Consider the following 16,825-nt stretch of genomic DNA (forward strand, 5'->3'; position numbering starts at 1 on the left):
GATGACGGCGCTCGCCCAGCTCAGGAAGCTCGACCGCTATATTGTCCCGGTGCTCGTGCTCGCCGGCTGGGAGGCGTTCTCGCGCTCCGGCGCGCTGCCGGCGGCCCTGCTGCCGGCGCCGTCGACGGTCGTGTGGGCATGGGCGGACTGGCTGGTCGGCACCGACGGCAACACCCAGACCTACAGCGGCCATTGGCTCGCCGACATGCTGGCGAGCCTGTCGCGCGTTGCCGCCGGCTTTGCGATTGCCACCGTGCTCGGCGTCTCGCTCGGAGTCGCCATCGGCTGGTCGCGCAAGATAGAGATCGTGATCGAGCCGACGCTTCAGATGCTGCGGCCGATCCCGCCGGTGTCGTGGATCCCGCTCGCCATCATCTGGTTCGGCATCGCCAACAAGCCGGCGATCTTCCTGGTGTTTCTCGGCGCGTTCTTTCCGATCCTGCTCAACACCATCCACGGCGTGAAGACCTGCGACCGCAATCTCATTCGCGCCGGCGCCATGGTCGGCGGCAGCGAGCGCAAGCTGCTGCGCTACATCGTTGTGCCGGCGGCGATGCCGAGCATCTTCGCCGGCCTGCGCATCGGCATCGGCTCGGCCTGGATGCTGACGGTGACGGCCGAGATGGTCGCGGTGAAGAGCGGGCTCGGCTACGTGCTGTGGGATTCCTATTACTTCCTGCGCTACGATCTGGTGTTGGCGGCGATGGCGAGCATCGGCCTGCTCGGCTTCTGCAGCGATCTCGCCATCCGCTTTGTGATGGCTCGTGTGCTGCACTGGCAGCGCAACACCACGCTTCGTGGCGGAGAATGACGATGGCCACGATCGAGATCTCCGGCGTCTCCAAAATCTTCACCGACAAGAAGCGCAACGCCGACGTCACCGCGCTCGCCGACATCAATCTGTCCATTGCGCGCAACGAGCTCGTCTGCCTGCTCGGTCCCTCCGGCTGCGGCAAGTCGACATTGCTCAACATGATTGCCGGCTTCGAGAAGCCGAGCGCCGGCAACATCACCGTCGACGGCCGGCCGGTGACCACGCCCGGCGCCGATCGCGGCGTCGTGTTCCAGCACGCCAATCTGATGCCGTGGCTGCCGGTGTGGGAGAACGTCGCCTTTCATCTCTTGCTCGGCGGCGGCCAGAAGGCCGAGCGCCGGGCGAAGGCGCAGGTCTATATCGACATGGTCGGGCTGACCGGCTTCGAGAACCACTATCCGTCCGAGCTGTCGGGCGGCATGAACCAGCGCGTCGGCATCGCCCGGGCGCTGCTGATGAACCCGCAAGTGATCCTGATGGACGAGCCGTTCGGCGCGCTCGACGAGCAGACCCGCATGGACATGCAGACCGAGCTGGTGCGGATCTGGCAGCAGCACCAGGGCACGATCGTGTTCGTCACCCATGGCATCGACGAGGCGCTGACCTTGGGCACGCATGTTGCGGTGATGAGCGCACGGCCGGGGCGCATCGTCGAGATCATCCCGATCGATCTGCCGCGGCCGCGTGATATCACGTCACCGCAGTTCAATGAGTTGAAGCGGCATATCCTGGCGTTGTTGCGTGGCGAGCGGGCGGAGCAGGGGGCGAGTGCATGATTGCTGCTCAATCGCGCCCGCCCAAGCGCTGCATGTTCAGGTCAAGCCCTCGCCACAACGGCAGCAGTGCGCCCCCTCTCCCGCTTGCGGGGGAGGGCTGGGGTGGGGGCGCCGCACGGCGCGCTGCCCGAGCGGATAGAGTTCCCCCATCCGGATCGCATCTGCGATGCGATCCGGCCTCCCCCGCAAGCGGGGGAGGCTCTCCCGCTCGCCATCCGCGATCGAACGAGGTCGTTCACCCATGACCACACGCACGCTGCTCGGCATGCTCACGCCGTCGTCCAACACCGCGCTGGAGCCGATCACCTCGGCGATGGTCGCGAGCCTGCCCAACGTCTCCGCGCATTTCTCGCGCTTCAAGGTCACCGAGATCGCGCTCTCGTCCGACGCGCTCGCGCAGTTCGACATTTCCAACATCCTGCGCGCCGCCGAGCTGCTGGCGCATGCCAAGGTCGACGTCATCGGCTGGAACGGCACCTCGTCGGGCTGGCTCGGCTTCGAGGCCGACGTGAAACTGTGCGAGCATATCACCGCAGCCACCGGCATCCCTGCGACCACCTCGATGCTGGCGCTGAACGAGATCCTGGCGGCGGCGAAGGTCACCTCGCTTGGCCTCGTCACGCCCTACCGCGACGACGTCCAGGCGCGCATCATCGCCAACTACGACAGGCTCGGCATCGCCTGCCGCGGCGACCGGCACCTCAACCTGCAGGACAATTTCTCCTTCGCGGAAGTGACGCCGTCCGAGATCGAGACCATGATCCGCGAGGTCGCGCGCGAGAAGCCGGATGCGATCGCGGTGGTCTGCACCAACATGCGCGCCGCGCCGCTGGTCGCGCGGCTCGAGCTGGAGACCGGCATTCCCATTCTCGACACCATCGCCACCGTGGTATGGAAATCGCTGAAACTGGCAGGGGTCGATGTCAGCGGCGTCAGCGGGTGGGGATCGCTGTTTCAGAAATTCGCTTGAATCTGGACTAGGGAGAGCGCGTCACATGGCTGCCTTCGACACCGTCATCCGCAACGGCACCGTCGCCACCGCGAGCGATACGTTCAAGGCCGATGTCGCCATCAAGAGCGGCCGCATCGTCGCGATCGGCGAGGCCATCACCGATGCCGACGAGATCGTCGATGCCACGGGCCTGCTGGTGCTGCCGGGCGGCATCGACAGCCATGTCCATATCAGCCAGCCCTCCGGCCCCGGCATCGTCATGGCCGACGATTTCGAGAGCGCGACGCGCGCCGCCGCCTTCGGCGGCAACACGTTCGTCATGCCCTACTGCCTGCAGGAGAAGGGCCAGCCCTTGCGATCAGCGCTGAAGGACTATCACGCGCTCGCCGACAACGCCTGCTACGTCGACCACTCCTTCCATCTCATCATCGCCGATCCCACCGACGCCGTGCTCGGCCAGGAGCTGCCGGCGCTGGTCGCCGACGGCTATTCGTCGCTGAAGATCTTCATGACCTATGAGGGGCTCGCGCTGAACGACTACGAGATCCTCGGCGTGCTGCAGGTCGCGCGCGAGCAAGGCGCGCTAGTGCAGATCCACGCCGAGAACTATGACGCGATCCGCTTCCTCACCGACCGCCTCGAGCGTGCCGGCCACATCGCGCCGTACTATCACGGCAAGTCGCGCCCGATTCCGGTCGAGCGCGAGGCAACGCATCGCGCGATCTCGCTGGCCGAGCTGATCGACGTGCCGATCGTCATCGTTCACGTCTCCAACCGCGAGGCGATGGAAGAGATCCGCCGCGCGCAGGCTCGGGGCCTGAAGATCCATGGCGAGACCTGCCCGCAATATCTGGTGCTGACGGAGGAGGACATGCAGGGCCTCAACATGGAAGGCGCCAAATATGTCTGCTCGCCGCCGCCGCGCGACAAGGCCAGCCAGGAGGCCTGCTGGGAGGGCCTGCAGCAGGGCGTGTTCTCGCTGTTCTCCAGCGACCACTGCCCGTTCCGCTACGACGACGAGGCCGGCAAGCTGACGCCGAAGGGCCGCACCAGCTTTCGCTGGGTACCGAACGGCATCCCCGGCGTGGAGACCCGGCTGCCGATCCTGTTCTCCGAAGGCGTCAGCAAGGGCCGCATCACCCTGAACCAGTTCGTCGCCTTCACCGCCACCAACCATGCCAAGACCTACGGCCTGAAGGGCAAGGGCTCCATCGCCATCGGCTACGACGCCGACATCGCGCTGTGGGACCCGGCGAAGACCGCGAAGATCAGCCAGTCCGGCCTGCACCACGGCTCCGACTACACGCCCTATGAAGGCATCGAGATCACCGGCTGGCCGGTGGCGACCATGCTGCGCGGAAAATTCGTCGTGCGCGACGGCGAGTTGATCGGCGCCAAGGGCAGTGGCCGCTACGTCACCCGCGGCAAGCCGGGCGGCCTGGCCTGAGCGGCCTGAGCGCGCTCTCTCGACGCGTCATTGCGAGCGAAGCGAAGCAATCCAGAGTCGTGAACGGGACTCTGGATTGCTTCGTCGCTGCGCTCATCGCAATGACGAGTTGGACACAGGTGCCCACCCTCCCCTGGACGGCAGGGCGATCGCATATGACGAATGCGACAATCGCGGCAGCGACGCCTGCCGGCTAGTTACTCCGTCATGCCCGGGCTTGTCCCGGGCATCCACGTTGCTCCCAGGGCGCCGGACGACGTGGATGGCCGGGACGAGCCCGGCCATGACGACGTGGAAACAGACGAGAGCAATCCGTAGGGGGCCATATGCGATCGCTCTGCCCGGGAAGTTGAGGCTACGCGCGTCGTCCATCCGGAAGGCTTCCTCGCCAATCCATCTCATTCACCTCATGTGTGGGTAGTCTGTCCCCCACCCCGGCTCTCCGGAGGAGGGTGAGCAGCGATCCGGTCGAGCCACTGCCCTCCCGCACCGCACCATCTTCCCTCGCGACCTCCGACTAGCCACTTCTTGTTCCGGATGTGTCGAACCCTTGTCACAACCGCACGACATATCCTTGTCAGACAAGGAGTGCCGCCATGCCCGCGCTTGCCTTTTCCAACAATGATATTGCCGTCATCGCCTGGACCTTCGATCGCCGTCTCGACGGCTGTCTCGGCTTCGCCATTCATCGCATCGATCTCGCCGATCACACCGACACCGTGCTGCCGGCGCTGGCACGGTTTGCCGGGCAGACCGCGGACAAGCTCACCACCGAGCAGGCGCCGATCCAGAAGTTCTGGTGGAAGGATCTGTTCGCCAAGCGCGGCGGCACCTACAAATATCGCATCGTGCCGATGGCCGGCACGCCCGGCCAGGCGCTGACGCCGCTCGAAGGCGTCGCGCCGCTGGAGAGCAATCCGGTCACGCTGACGCCGGAGCGGCCGCCGTTCCACGTCTATTTCAACCGCGGCATCACCGCGACCCAGGCGCTCAGCCATGCGCTGAACGACAAGCCGAGCGTGTCGGCGCTGGCCCCGCACATCCTCGATCCTGCCGATCCCATTCGCATCCGCCTGATGGGCCAGCTTCAAGACGGCCTGACCTCGCTGCTGGCGCGCGCCGATGCCGGCGGCGGCGCCATCCATGCCGCCCTCTACGAGCTGAACGATCCCGACGGCCTCGAGAAGCAGCTGCACCAGAACCCGAACAGCCGCACGGTCATCCTCGGCAACGAGCAGGGCAAGGACACCGACGACGCCGACGCCGAGAACCGCGCCGACCTCAAGTCCGCCGGCGTCACCGTGATCGACCGCATCCTCGGTAAGGGCAGCATCCCGCACAACAAGTTCATGGTGCTCACCGAGAACGGCAAGCCGAGCGCGGTGCTGTCCGGCTCGACCAACTGGACCTCGACCGGCCTGTGCACCCAGACCAACAACGCGCTGGTGGTGGAGAGCCCAGTGTTGGCGCAGCGCTATCTCGGCTATTGGAACGCGCTGAAGGCCGACGTCGACGCCGCCGCCGGCGACAAGTCGGCGCTGCAGTCGAAGACCTTGCGCGACTTCGCCCGCGCCAACAATGCCGACGCGATCCAGGCGCCGGTCGACCTGGGCCACGGCGTCACCGTCGAGCCGATGTTCTCGCCGAACACCCACGGCAAGCTCGGCAAGAATCCCGATACGCCCGGTGACATGGGCCGCGTGTTCGAGCTGATGCGATCGGCCAAGCACGCCGTGCTGTTCCTGGCCTTCGATCCCGGCAACAACTCGATCCTCGACGTCGCCGGCCGGTTGCTCAAGGACAAGCCCGATCTGTTCGTGCGGGGCGCGCTGACCAGCCCGGTGCGCGCGACGAATTTCTCCGCCGCGCTGCATTCCGGCGGCCATTCGGAGGTGCCGGCGGAGGAGGGAGCGGACGACACCGCGCCCCAGGTGACGGTGGTCGGCGAGGCCGGCAAGCCGAAGAAGCCGGGCGCCAAGGGCAGCATCGATTTCCGCGCCGTGCCGGCCGGCGCGGTGCAGGACGCGTTCGGCAAGTGGGAGAGGGAGCTCGGCAAATACGGCTTCGCCATCATCCACAGCAAGATCGTGGTGATCGATCCGTTCAGCGACGACTGCGTCGTCGTCACCGGCTCGCACAATCTCGGCTTCCGCGCCTCGCACAACAACGACGAGAACATGCTGATCATCCGCGGTCACCGCGGTCTCGCCGAGGCCTATGCCTGCCACGTCCTCGACCTCTACGACCACTACGCCTGGCGCTTCCTCTTGCAGCAGCACCCGGAGATCTTCGGCAAGCCGCTGCAATCCGACGACACCTGGCAGGACCGTTACATCAAGGGCGCGGATGAGAAGTCGCCGGAGCTGCGGTTCTGGCTGTCGGCGGCGGGTGGCGGCGGGGCGGTCGAAACGCCACCGACGCCGAAGAAGCCCGCCAAGCCAACCGGCACCACCAAGCCGGCCAAGACACCGGCTGCGACGACGAAGCCCGCGAGGCCGTCGACCAAGCCGGCCAAGAAGGCCCAAAAGAAGACCGCCGCTGCAGCCAAGACCTCGGCCGGCCGCAAGACAAGCACGACAAAGAAGGTCGCGAAGAAGGCGTCGAAAACGGCAAGCCAGCGTGCCGCCTCAGCGAAGAAGGCGAAGGCCAAGGCGACCAAGACGGCGGCCAAGCGTCCGGCGAAGAAGACCGCGACCAAGACCGCCAGGCGAGCCAAGACGAGCGCCAAGAGGAAAGGGCGCTGAGCGTTGCGCCCGCGCTGAACCGTCGCCGCGCAGACGAGGCCATGGGATCGTGATGCGAGTCCGCGGGATCGCATCATGATCTCGTCTCTTGCCCGAAGCGGATCGCGGGCACACGAGCGTTCCAGTCCTCAGAGCATGATCCAAAAAAATGGAAACCGGTTTTCCGAAAAGATCATGCTCTAGCCGTCTTGAAGCGGGCTCAGTAGGCCGTCCATCCGCCATCCGTCGCGTAGAACGCGCCGGTCAGGTTCGACGCCTCGGGCGACAGCAGGAACAGCATCACCGCGACCTGCTCCCACACGGTGGCCGGACGATGCCTGGGATCGGCATAGCTGAGGATCGAGTTTGTCTTCAGCCGTCCCATGCCGCCGTCGGCCGGCGACCGCTGCATCTTGGCCGCGACGGCCTGCGCGGCCCGCGCGATCATCGGCGTGTCCGTCGCCGCCATGTTGACCGAGTTGATGCGAATGCCGTGGGGCGCGTAGTCGACCGCGGCGTTGGCGGTCAATCCGTTGACGGCGTGCTTGCTGGCGACATAGGCCGGATTGCCGGCCAGTCCGGTCAGGCCGGCGATCGAGGCGACGTTGACGATCGCCCCGCCGCGCTTCTGCGCGACCATCTGCCGCAGCTCGGCCCGCATGGCGCGGAACACGCCGGTGGCGTTGGTGGCGAGGACATTGTCCCAATAGGCATCGGAGGCTTCGTGGATCGGCGCGAACAGCAGGTCCTTCTGCTTGTCGTAGTCGAACGCCTCGCCGGAAAATACGCCGTCCATGACGCCGGCATTGTTGATGGCAAAATCCAGTCCGCCGAATTTCTCGACCGCCCGCCTGACCATCATGTCGCAGGTGTCGCCCTTCGCGACATCGCCGACGAGAAATTCGATCGCGCCACCCTCGCGCTGGATCATGGCCGCCGTCTCGCGCGCCGTGTCCGGCAGCCAGTCGATCCCGACGATGTTGGCGCCCTCGCGCGCCGCCCGCAGCGCGGCGGCGCGGCCCATGCCGCGGGCAAATCCGGTGATGGCGATCGTCCGTGACTTGAAGCGATCCTTGATGAAGTAGTCCGGATCGATCGGGCTGATCGCGAGGTTGGCCGGGCCGACGGGCTCAGCCGCCTCAGCGCCTCCCGGAAGCAGTTGCGCCAGCGGAATCGTCACGGCCCCCGAACCCAGGCTCTGCAACATGCTGCGGCGATCCATCGACATCTCCCCTCAGAAGCTGATCCGGGCCAGCGACATCGCGCTGAACCACGGGCGGGTGTTGCCGGCAACGGCCTGGCTGACGCCGGACAGCGGCGCCGTCAGCGCGACGCTCGACTGGAACATCACGTTGCGGCTCATGAAATACTTCACCGTCAAATTGACCTCGTAGCCGAGCAGATGCCCGGCCAGCGTCGAGGTGGTGCCGCCGATATTGTTGAGCTGCTGCGCCTGGAACAGCCAGGCCTGCGGCACGAGCTCCCATTGCGGCGCCGGCCGCAGGATCGCCTGCAGGCGATGGGCGATCAGGTTGGTGTCCTGAAACAGCTTGTAGTGGTTCAGCCCCTGCACCCATTCCTCGCCGGTGCCGCCCGACAACAGCGGATCCCAGCGCTCATAGGTCCGCGTCGCCGGATTGTCGCCGCTGAATCCGGACAGCCGATAGCTCAAAGTGGGGCGCCACAGCGCCTCGTTGAAGGTGTAGCCCGCCTCGACATAGCCGCCCCAGGCGCGCATCGGAAACGCGTTGCGGTCGTTCCATTGCAACGCCAGCTCCGTCTTCGCATAGGGACCGGACGCGCCGATGGCCGGCGTCCAGTAATAGCGCACGTCGGCGACCTGCAGCCCCTGGCGCGTGCCCTGCGCCGTCGCCGTGTACCAGCCGTAGTCGGAGCGCGGCACGGTCAGATAGGTCAGTCCGAGCTGATGCGGCGTGCCCAGGCCCGTCTCGAGGTTCGCACCGGCGATGACGGTGTGGGTATCGATCGCCGGCAGCTCGTCGGGGGCGAGACGGAAGGCCTCGAATTTCGTGGTGTTGTAGCGAGCCTGCGCGAGGAACAAACTGTCGGCAGCCCAGCGCGGATTGAGCTGCAGCGCGGCGCGGTCAAAACCGTTGGCTGCCGTGATCCTGATCAGCATGCCGTCGGCAATCTGGAACGGCTGCCGTCCGCCGGACAGGTTGATCACCAGCCGCGAGCCGTCGTCGCCCGTGATCCCCGTGACGAGGCCCGCATAGGCGTCCTCGATCGCGCCATGGCGGCGCGGGCCGGTGACGAACAGGTCCGTGCCGGTCGAGCCGCTGGCCAGATAGGAGAGGCTGCCATAGGCATAGATGTTGTTGCCGACCGGTCCGATGCCCTGCAGCCCGCCCTCCAGCGCGGCTTCGCCGAACGACGACCAGCCGGCGCCGGCCGGTCCCTTGGCGAGTGGATTGGCGCCGACGAAGGCCTGCGGCCGGCCATACCAGGCATCGTGATTGGCGTAGCCGAGCGTCGCGGCCGTCAGCTTGAGCTTCAGCAGGCTGTCGTCGCCCTGATGAAGATAGGGGAAATCGACGCGGCCCGGATCCGCCTGCAGCCGGTCGCCGACGACGACGCTGAGCTCGACCGCAACGCCGCCGGTGTTGCCGTCGACGTAGTTGATCGAGGCCGTGGCCACGCCGGGGATGCGCTTCACCTTGCCGAGCCCGAAATCGACCATCAGGTCGTGAAGCTGCGACCCCGGATAGATGTTGAGTGCCCGCCGAATGCGATCCTCGAACGCGACCCGCTGCGCCCCACTGGGCACCACGCCCGACAGCACCAGACGCACCGACTCGATCGGCCGGTTCTCGAACGTGGGCCCCAGTGCCTGGGCGCCGGCGGCAGAAACGAGCAGCAGCGAGAACAGCCACGCCGCCAGGTGCGGACCGAGGCCTCCGCGCATTGGGAGACGTCTGCCGTCCGGCATGGCTCTGCCACCAGCTCATTGCGTGGTCCGATGATCGGCGAGGCCAAGGTAGCGCGATTGATCTTGATCAACCAGAGCGAAATGTGCCGCAGGCCACCCATCCGGTCCGCGCCGCTGCAGCGAGAGCGACCGGACGGACTCATGGACGTGCTTTTGGCGAGGCTCGCCGTTGGAGGAGGATCGCGCGGTAGTTTTCCGATAGTTTTCTGCAGCGTCACCGTAATCAAGGAGTGCCGCTAGGTCCGCGGCTCTTCCGAGACTCTGAGATCATGATGCGGGTCCGCGGGATCGCATCATGATCTCGTCTCTTTGCTCGAAGCTGATCGTGGGTGAACGATCGTTCCAGTCCTCAGCGGACTGGAAGCGGGTTCAATAGGCCGTCCATCCGCCGTCCGTCGCGTAGAACGCGCCGGTCAGGTTCGACGCCTCGGACGACAGCAGGAACAGTATCTTTGCGACTAGCTCCTACATGGCGTCCGCGCGTACGGTGCCGCCAGCGCGACCGGCCAGACTCATGGGCCCGCCGTTACACAACGACCGAGATGATAGTTTTGTGCAGTCGAGCAGCGTCACCGTAATCGCTGTCGGTCAATGCAAGGACCGCTAGTTTTCGTGGACGTGAAAGCCCGGTGCGCGGAACGCTCCGGGCCAATCACGTGGTCGCAAGAAACGACTATTGATGCACCCGCAGGGTCCCGTCCGCGTTGTAGTCACTCTTGGGATTGTAACCGGAATCGCGGTGCGTTCTACGATGTAGGGCAGCGTTGCTGCCGCTTACGCCCGGAGTTCCGCTATCAACCCGCATGGTCCCGTCTGCATTGTAGTCACTCTTCGGCCCGTAGCCGGAATCGCGATGCGTTTTTGCATGTAGGGCAGCGTTGCTGCCGCTCAGGCCCGGAGTTCCGGGATTGACCTGCATATTTCCATATTGGTCGCGATCACTTTTGCTCGCCCCGACCTGCTGAGCCGCACTGGCTTTTGCATGAGTACCTTTTGCATGATGAGTACGATGTCCTGCCAAGGCCGCAGATGTAGAGACGGCGAGAATAGCAAGACCAACAGCAATGCTTCTAGCCATAGTGAACTCCTCACGTTGAAGGACCATTGATGACGGATACGCCGTCAATGCTAGCCTGCCACGGAAATTGTTGACCGTCTTTGATGCAACTCAAGGTAATAAGGCGGGTGCGACGTCACGGTCCGCACAACTTTTGGCATCATTTCTTCGGCTCTGGTGCGGTGCCCGGCGGAGCCGATGTCGCTCCGCAACATGCCTCTGACGACGGGTTTGACCGATGCCTTCACCGTACCGCTATCGACTTCGACTTGCGAAACGCCGGTCGTCATGTCGACCAGAAGCCGATCGCCGCTCAGCACGTTCCGGCAACTGGTCGACACCACCCCGCCGAGCGTGGTGATCAGAATTGGGACCGATCTCTGCGCCGCATGGGCATCGCAGGTGACTTGCGCGAAGCCGCACATGGCAGATCGTCGATCCGAAACAGGAGCGTTCGACAGAGTCTCGATCGGGAACGCAAGCCTTGACGGTGGCCGTTCGAACGGCTGGAAGAAATATGATTTCTGTTTATCGAAATTCTATTTTGTTTTTACGAAAAATGTGCTTTACTCCGCGCGTCCCGCCCCAACGAGGGGACGCTTCGCGGTCGTCACGGACGTCGGGTGTGGGATGCGATGGGCGCTTGGGATCGCAGCATGGTTCGCCGTGCCGACGAACGATCCCGGGCGCACGGTGAAGTCGCGTGGTCCTGGCCTCCCGGTGCTGAGGTCGAGCCTGTGGGCGTTGCTGATGAGCTGCCTGCGGGTGATGGGGGCAAGACAGCCGGTCCCCAGGGAGATCGCGTATAAATCGTAAAGCCATCGCGCAGGGAGGGCCGGGTGTTTCGGCCAGACCTGTGGTGACTGCCGCCTGCTTTCTTTTCTGCAGGCGGGCCACGGGCGCGGCCAGCGCCCGGCCTTCCCTGCGCCCTCGGTTAGGAGAGGGCGGTGAGAATGGCACATAGCTCGGGCGCTGGGCGCCGCGAGATCGCGAGGGTTTGTCCGCAGGGTCGCATAAGGTGCATCCGTAGATGTCGTGCGTGCTTCTCGGGTTGAACGTCGCCCCCGGGCGTCATTGCGAGCGCAGCGAAGCAATCCAGGGGCCAGGGTGGTACTCTGGATTGCTTCGTCGCTTCGCTCCTCGCAATGACGGAGATGGGGGGCAGCAGATCGCGCCCGACTGCCAGGCTTGCCCTGCCGGGACAGGCGATGCGCCGCAACCGCCGGAGAAGGGAGCGCAATGTTCGCGAAGCCGCAGCCTGTGCGCGACGTTCTTCGCCTCGATCGACCCAGCCCACAAACAAAAACCCCGCCATTCGCGGCGGGGCCCAGTCTGGGAGGAGCAAGCCGTGAGGCTCGCCGGTGGACCCAGTGAAAGCTCAGGCGGGGATGCGCTCGTCCATGTCGTGCGGCTCGCGCAGCACGTAGCCGCGGCCCCAGACGGTCTCGATGAAGTTGCGGCCTTCGGAGGCGTTGGCGAGCTTCTTGCGCAGCTTGCAGATGAAGACGTCGATGATCTTCAGCTCGGGCTCGTCCATGCCGCCGTAGAGATGGTTGAGGAACATCTCCTTGGTCAGGGTGGTGCCTTTGCGCAGCGAGAGCAGCTCCAGCATCTGGTATTCCTTGCCGGTCAGATGCACGCGCTGGCCGCCGACTTCGACCGTCTTGGTGTCGAGGTTGACGACGAGGTCGCCGGTCTGGATGACCGACTGGGCGTGGCCCTTGGAACGGCGGACGATCGCGTGGATGCGGGCGATCAGCTCGTCCTTGTGGAACGGCTTGGTCATGTAGTCGTCGGCGCCGAAGCCGAGACCCTTGACCTTGTCCTCGATGCCGGCGAGGCCGGACAGGATGAGGATCGGCGTCTTGATCTTCGAGACACGCAGCTGCTTCAGCACGTCGTAACCGGACATGTCGGGCAGATTGAGGTCGAGAAGGATGATGTCGTAGTCGTACAACTTGCCGAGGTCGACGCCTTCTTCGCCCAGGTCAGTCGTGTAGACATTGAAGCTTTCGGACTTCAACATCAGTTCGATCGACTGCGCGACGGCGCTGTCATCCTCAATCAGCAAAACGCGCATGCCAGTTCCCCATAGTCGCCGCTCCGGGCGTCAGGTCGGCCGCCATCTGCGGCACTCAAAACGCCTTTGAACAACTGATTCGGATCCTGACGAGAGATGGTTAACAAATCCTGATTCCCCTCCGCAAGCTCTATCCGTGCAATTTTTATCGAATCGCCGTAAGGTGTTGCGATGAAGCAGTTTTTCTTAGCCGCTCTCGTTCAAGCTCCATGTTAAGAGATGGACCTAACCGACTCTCGGATCTCACCGCTTTTTGAGGGCGGCAAAGCGAAGCACGTCAGTCACTCCAGACCATGACGTAATGATTAATGATGCGAGTAAACACAGAGTTAAGCCGACGACGCGAATCTGCCCCTACTTAAGGTTTTCGCAATGAAGGCTCTGGCCCAATGACAGCTCTCTCGCAATGAAGGCGCTTTGGCAATGAAGGCTCTGGCCGAGCAGATCAGCGACATCGACGCCGTGAACACCTATGGGCGTGTCGTCGGCGTGAAGGGACTCATGGTGGAGATCGCCGGGCCGATTCATGCGATGTCGGTCGGCGCGCGCATCGTGATCGAGACCGGCAACAATTACATCCCTGCCGAAGTGATCGGTTTCTCCGGCAAGAATGCCGTGGTGATGCCGTTCGCCGGGCTGGAGGGCGTGCGCCGCGGCTGCCGCGCCGTGATCGCCAATGCCGCCAATCAGGTGCGGCCGTCGCCGGCCTGGCTCGGCCGAGTCATCAATGCGATGGGCGAGCCGATCGACGGCAAGGGGCCGCTGCCGCAGGGCGCCTCACCGGTTCCTTATCGGAACAATCCGCCGCCAGCGCATTCGCGCCGGCGCGTCGGCTCGCCGCTCGATCTCGGCGTCCGCGCATTGAACACCTTTCTCACCTGTTGCCGCGGCCAGCGACTCGGCATCTTCGCCGGTTCCGGCGTCGGCAAATCGGTGCTGCTGTCGATGCTGGCGCGCAACGTCGACGCGGCGGTGTCGGTGATCGGGCTGATCGGCGAGCGCGGCCGTGAGGTGCAGGAGTTCCTGCAGGACGATCTCGGCGAGGAGGGCCTCGCGCGCTCGGTCGTCGTGGTCGCGACGTCCGACGAGCCGGCGCTGATGCGAAGACAGGCGGCGTATCTGACGCTCGCGATCTCGGAATATTTTCGCGACGAGGGCAAGGATGTCCTTTGTCTGATGGACTCGGTCACGCGCTTTGCGATGGCGCAGCGCGAGATCGGGCTGTCGGCCGGCGAACCACCGACCGCGAAGGGCTACACGCCGACGGTGTTCACCGAGCTGCCGAAGCTGCTCGAGCGGGCGGGGCCGGGCAGCGGCGAGGGCACCATCACCGGGATCTTCACGGTGCTGGTCGATGGCGACGATCACAACGAGCCGGTGGCGGATGCGGTGCGCGGCATTCTCGACGGCCACGTGGTGATGCAGCGTTCGATCGCCGAACGCGGCCGCTATCCGGCGATCAACGTCCTGAAATCGGTATCGCGCACGATGCCGAAATCGGCCGACCCCGTATTCTTGCCGACGATCATGCGCGCGCGCCAGGTGATGGCGACCTATGCCGACATGGAGGAACTGATCCGGCTCGGTGCCTATCGCGCCGGTTCCAGTCCGGAGGTCGACGAGGCGATCCGGCTGCACGAGCCGCTGGAGGCGTTCCTGCGCCAGCGCAAGGACGAGGTCTCGACGCTGCAGAACGGGTATCGGGAGCTGGAACAGATCCTGGGGCGCTTGGAAACGGAAAGCTAACTTTGTCGGGTAATCATCCCCTCCATGTAATGAGCCTAGTCGGCGAGCCCAGCAAGGGCGGCCGGCCCTGTCCCGCGCCGTACACGGGACTTCTGGGGAGTATGAGTCGATGAAGTCGCGCGAAACGCTGATCCGTCTGAAGAAATTTCAGGTGGATGAGAAACGCCGCCGGGTGACGCAGATCGAGGGCATGATCGCTGACTTCCAGCGCATGTCGGCCGAGCTCGAGCGGGAGATCCAGACCGAGCAGGAGCGGGCCGGCATCAACGACCCGACCCATTTTGCCTATCCGACCTACGCCAAGGCCGCGATCCAGCGCCGGGAAAACCTGACGCGCTCGGCCGACGAGCTGCGCACCCAGCTCGAGGACGCCAAGGCCGCGTTGTCCGAGGCGTTCGAGGAAATGAAGAAGGTCGAGCTGCTCGACGAGCGTGACCAGGCCCGCGAGAAGGCCGAGGAGAGCGCCCGCGAGCAGGCCGACATGGACTCTATCGGCCTGATGCGCGCCCGGCTCGGCGTCATCGCCTGAGCCTGTCGCCGTCACGGCTGTCGCTTTCGAAAACCCGGGCCGCGAGGTCCGGGTTTTTCGTCGTGCCCACCCCGGTGGAGAGTTGCCCAGGACTTGTGCTACGGGAGGACGTAGGCTCGAACGAGGGAGTGGGACGATTTTCGGGGACGCTGAATGCTGACGCCGGCAGAGCTGGTCTGGTTGCTTGCCGCTGTTGCCAAAGGGGACGAGGCTGCCTTCGAGCGCCTCTACGCGGCGACGCGCGCGAAACTCTATGGCGTCGTGCTCCGTATCTTGCACCGACAGGACCTCGCCGAGGAGGTCGTCCAGGAGACCTATGTGAAGGTCTGGAACAACGCCGCACAGTTCAACCCGGCCGTTTCTTCCCCGATCACCTGGATGGCCGCCATCGCCCGCAACCGCGCCATCGATCTGGTGCGCAAGCGCGGTGAGCTGTCTTTGGAGGATGAGCCCTCCGCGCTGGAGGTTGCGGCCGAGACGCCGGATCCGCTGGCGCGCCGCGAGATGTCGGAGGAGCTCAAGCGTCTTTTGGAATGCGTCGGCCAGCTCGAGCCCGACCGCCAGAAGCTCGTGCTGCTTGCCTACTATAACGGCTGGAGCCGCGAGCAATTGGCGACCAAGTTCGAGGCGCCGGTGAACACGGTGAAGACCTGGCTGAGGCGGAGCATGATGGACATCCGCCAATGCCTCGGTCTCGGATGAGGTGCTGTTCGGACTGGCGAGAGACCTTGTAGGACGTGACCTGGACCTGTGATGGCGTATAGCGAAGACCATATCGCGCTGGCGGCGGAATACGCGCTCGGGACGCTCGACGCCGCCGAACGGGCGCAGGTCGAGACCATGATGGCGGTCGACAAGGATTTTGTCGCGCTGGTCCACGCGTGGGAATTTCGCCTCGGTCCGCTCAATCAGATGGTCGGGCTGGTCGAGCCGCGTCCCGAACTGTGGGAGCGCATCAAGGCCGAGATTGCGCGGTTGCGCGCGAACGCCGAGAGCGCGCCGGCTGCACAGGTGACGATCGTCGAGGCTCCGGTCGTTGCCGCTCAGCCCGAGCCCGCGCCTCCCGAGGTCCCGCTTGTCGAAGCGGAAGCTGCGCCGATCCATGCGTCTCCCGTCAGCGAACCAGAGCCTGAGGTCGCGGCGCCGGTCATCACGCCGACACGCAGCACGTCCGCGGCTGGCGAGATCGCGAACGACGACACCAATGTCGTTCAGCTCTCGTCCAAGGTCCGGCAATTGCGCGCGGTCGCCAACATCATGACCGCGCTCGCGGCCGTGCTGCTCGCGCTGGTCGTTGTCCAGGTTTACCGCCCCGACCTCCTGCCGCGGCCATTGCAGCCGAAGCCGCGGATCCAGACTGTCGAGGTCAAGGTGCCGGTCGCGCAACCCTCCGCCCAGTTCGTTGCCCTCCTGCAGAAGGACGCGGCGTCGCCGGCGTTCATCCTGACCGTCGATGCCGCCAGCAAGAGCTACACCGTGCGCCGGGTCGGCGCCGCGCCGGAGCCGGGCAAGAGCTTCGAGCTGTGGCTCGTGTCCGACAAGCTGCAGAAGCCGCGCTCGCTCGGCGTGATCGGCGGCAGCGACTTCACCAGCCGTCCCGTTCTCTCGTCCTACGACGCCGACACAGTCAACCGCGCGACCTACGCCGTCACGGTCGAGCCGGAGGGCGGGTCGCCGACCGGGCAGGCGACCGGGCCGATCGTTTTTACCGGCAAGCTGATCGAGACGGTGCCGTCGGCGCGGTGATTCAA

General features: G+C 65.1%; 14 protein-coding genes. 9 read left to right on the plus strand and 5 right to left on the minus strand.

The features are described from left to right. Nucleotide 1 precedes the first annotated feature (1 nt). From QX041_RS21285 to QX041_RS21305, 5 genes are all read left to right on the plus strand, one after another. Complete coding sequence (locus tag QX041_RS21285; RefSeq protein ID WP_316166476.1) at nt 2-811, plus strand: ABC transporter permease; 810 nt, start codon at nt 2-4, stop codon at nt 809-811. A gap of 2 nt (nt 812-813) precedes the next feature. Continuing rightward, nucleotides 814-1,590 carry an ABC transporter ATP-binding protein gene (locus QX041_RS21290; protein ID WP_316166477.1) on the plus strand — a complete coding sequence of 259 codons (777 nt, stop codon included), beginning with the start codon at nt 814-816 and terminating at the stop codon, nt 1,588-1,590. A gap of 241 nt (nt 1,591-1,831) precedes the next feature. Beyond that, on the plus strand, nt 1,832-2,560 hold the full coding sequence (locus QX041_RS21295; RefSeq protein ID WP_315826149.1) for an aspartate/glutamate racemase family protein: 729 nt from the start codon (nt 1,832-1,834) through the stop codon (nt 2,558-2,560). Beyond that, a complete protein-coding gene (gene hydA, locus QX041_RS21300; RefSeq protein WP_316166479.1) occupies nt 2,511-3,989 on the plus strand; it encodes a dihydropyrimidinase in 1,479 nt (492 codons plus the stop codon). The genes QX041_RS21295 and hydA overlap by 50 nt, the downstream gene beginning before the upstream one ends. A 596-nt stretch (nt 3,990-4,585) precedes the next feature. Continuing rightward, nucleotides 4,586-6,733: a phospholipase D-like domain-containing protein gene (locus tag QX041_RS21305; protein ID WP_315767798.1), complete on the plus strand. Its 2,148-nt coding sequence runs from the start codon at nt 4,586-4,588 to the stop codon at nt 6,731-6,733. A 199-nt stretch (nt 6,734-6,932) separates the two neighbouring features. On the opposite strand, the gene QX041_RS21310 is transcribed toward QX041_RS21305, so the two are convergent. The 5 genes from QX041_RS21310 to ctrA form a co-directional block, all read right to left on the minus strand. Continuing rightward, nucleotides 6,933-7,934: an SDR family NAD(P)-dependent oxidoreductase gene (locus tag QX041_RS21310; protein WP_315752689.1), complete on the minus strand. Its 1,002-nt coding sequence runs from the start codon at nt 7,932-7,934 to the stop codon at nt 6,933-6,935. A 12-nt stretch (nt 7,935-7,946) separates the two neighbouring features. Beyond that, nucleotides 7,947-9,638 (minus strand): alginate export family protein, encoded by a 1,692-nt coding sequence (locus QX041_RS21315; protein ID WP_315767796.1) that lies wholly within the window; start codon nt 9,636-9,638, stop codon nt 7,947-7,949. Between the two features lie 697 nt (nt 9,639-10,335). Then, entirely contained in the window at nt 10,336-10,740 is a 405-nt protein-coding gene (locus QX041_RS21320) for a hypothetical protein (RefSeq protein ID WP_315714033.1), read from the minus strand. 50 nt (nt 10,741-10,790) lie between these two features. Further along, nucleotides 10,791-11,144, minus strand: a complete 354-nt coding sequence (locus QX041_RS21325) for a hypothetical protein (protein WP_315767794.1) — start codon at nt 11,142-11,144, stop codon at nt 10,791-10,793. Between the two features lie 953 nt (nt 11,145-12,097). Beyond that, nucleotides 12,098-12,799 (minus strand): response regulator transcription factor CtrA, encoded by a 702-nt coding sequence (gene ctrA / locus QX041_RS21330; RefSeq protein WP_012046382.1) that lies wholly within the window; start codon nt 12,797-12,799, stop codon nt 12,098-12,100. 423 nt (nt 12,800-13,222) lie between these two features. Here ctrA and fliI point away from each other — a divergent pair, with 423 nt between their 5' ends. From fliI to QX041_RS21350, 4 genes are all read left to right on the plus strand, one after another. Beyond that, nucleotides 13,223-14,545 (plus strand): flagellar protein export ATPase FliI, encoded by a 1,323-nt coding sequence (gene fliI / locus QX041_RS21335; RefSeq protein WP_315714035.1) that lies wholly within the window; start codon nt 13,223-13,225, stop codon nt 14,543-14,545. Nucleotides 14,546-14,654: 109 nt separating this feature from the next. Continuing rightward, on the plus strand, nt 14,655-15,074 hold the full coding sequence (gene fliJ / locus QX041_RS21340) for a flagellar export protein FliJ (RefSeq protein ID WP_315714036.1): 420 nt from the start codon (nt 14,655-14,657) through the stop codon (nt 15,072-15,074). A gap of 153 nt (nt 15,075-15,227) precedes the next feature. Beyond that, complete coding sequence (locus QX041_RS21345) at nt 15,228-15,776, plus strand: sigma-70 family RNA polymerase sigma factor (RefSeq protein WP_315714037.1); 549 nt, start codon at nt 15,228-15,230, stop codon at nt 15,774-15,776. 51 nt (nt 15,777-15,827) lie between these two features. Further along, complete coding sequence (locus tag QX041_RS21350) at nt 15,828-16,820, plus strand: anti-sigma factor domain-containing protein (protein ID WP_315714038.1); 993 nt, start codon at nt 15,828-15,830, stop codon at nt 16,818-16,820. The last annotated feature ends 5 nt before the right edge of the window (nt 16,821-16,825 follow it).

It is taken from the genome of Bradyrhizobium sp. SZCCHNRI2009 (genome assembly GCF_032485115.1).
Classification (GTDB): Bacteria; Pseudomonadota; Alphaproteobacteria; order Rhizobiales; family Xanthobacteraceae; genus Bradyrhizobium.

Coding starts and splice junctions, on each gene's coding strand:
- QX041_RS21285 (WP_316166476.1), top strand. CDS start 2: ATGACGGCGCTCGCCCAGCTCAGGAAGCTCGACCGCTATATTGTCCCG.
- QX041_RS21290 (WP_316166477.1), top strand. CDS start 814: ATGGCCACGATCGAGATCTCCGGCGTCTCCAAAATCTTCACCGACAAG.
- QX041_RS21295 (WP_315826149.1), top strand. CDS start 1,832: ATGACCACACGCACGCTGCTCGGCATGCTCACGCCGTCGTCCAACACC.
- hydA (WP_316166479.1), top strand. CDS start 2,511: ATGTCAGCGGCGTCAGCGGGTGGGGATCGCTGTTTCAGAAATTCGCTT.
- QX041_RS21305 (WP_315767798.1), top strand. CDS start 4,586: ATGCCCGCGCTTGCCTTTTCCAACAATGATATTGCCGTCATCGCCTGG.
- QX041_RS21310 (WP_315752689.1), bottom strand. CDS start 7,934: ATGGATCGCCGCAGCATGTTGCAGAGCCTGGGTTCGGGGGCCGTGACG.
- QX041_RS21315 (WP_315767796.1), bottom strand. CDS start 9,638: ATGCGCGGAGGCCTCGGTCCGCACCTGGCGGCGTGGCTGTTCTCGCTG.
- QX041_RS21320 (WP_315714033.1), bottom strand. CDS start 10,740: ATGGCTAGAAGCATTGCTGTTGGTCTTGCTATTCTCGCCGTCTCTACA.
- QX041_RS21325 (WP_315767794.1), bottom strand. CDS start 11,144: ATGTGCGGCTTCGCGCAAGTCACCTGCGATGCCCATGCGGCGCAGAGA.
- ctrA (WP_012046382.1), bottom strand. CDS start 12,799: ATGCGCGTTTTGCTGATTGAGGATGACAGCGCCGTCGCGCAGTCGATC.
- fliI (WP_315714035.1), top strand. CDS start 13,223: ATGAAGGCTCTGGCCGAGCAGATCAGCGACATCGACGCCGTGAACACC.
- fliJ (WP_315714036.1), top strand. CDS start 14,655: ATGAAGTCGCGCGAAACGCTGATCCGTCTGAAGAAATTTCAGGTGGAT.
- QX041_RS21345 (WP_315714037.1), top strand. CDS start 15,228: ATGCTGACGCCGGCAGAGCTGGTCTGGTTGCTTGCCGCTGTTGCCAAA.
- QX041_RS21350 (WP_315714038.1), top strand. CDS start 15,828: ATGGCGTATAGCGAAGACCATATCGCGCTGGCGGCGGAATACGCGCTC.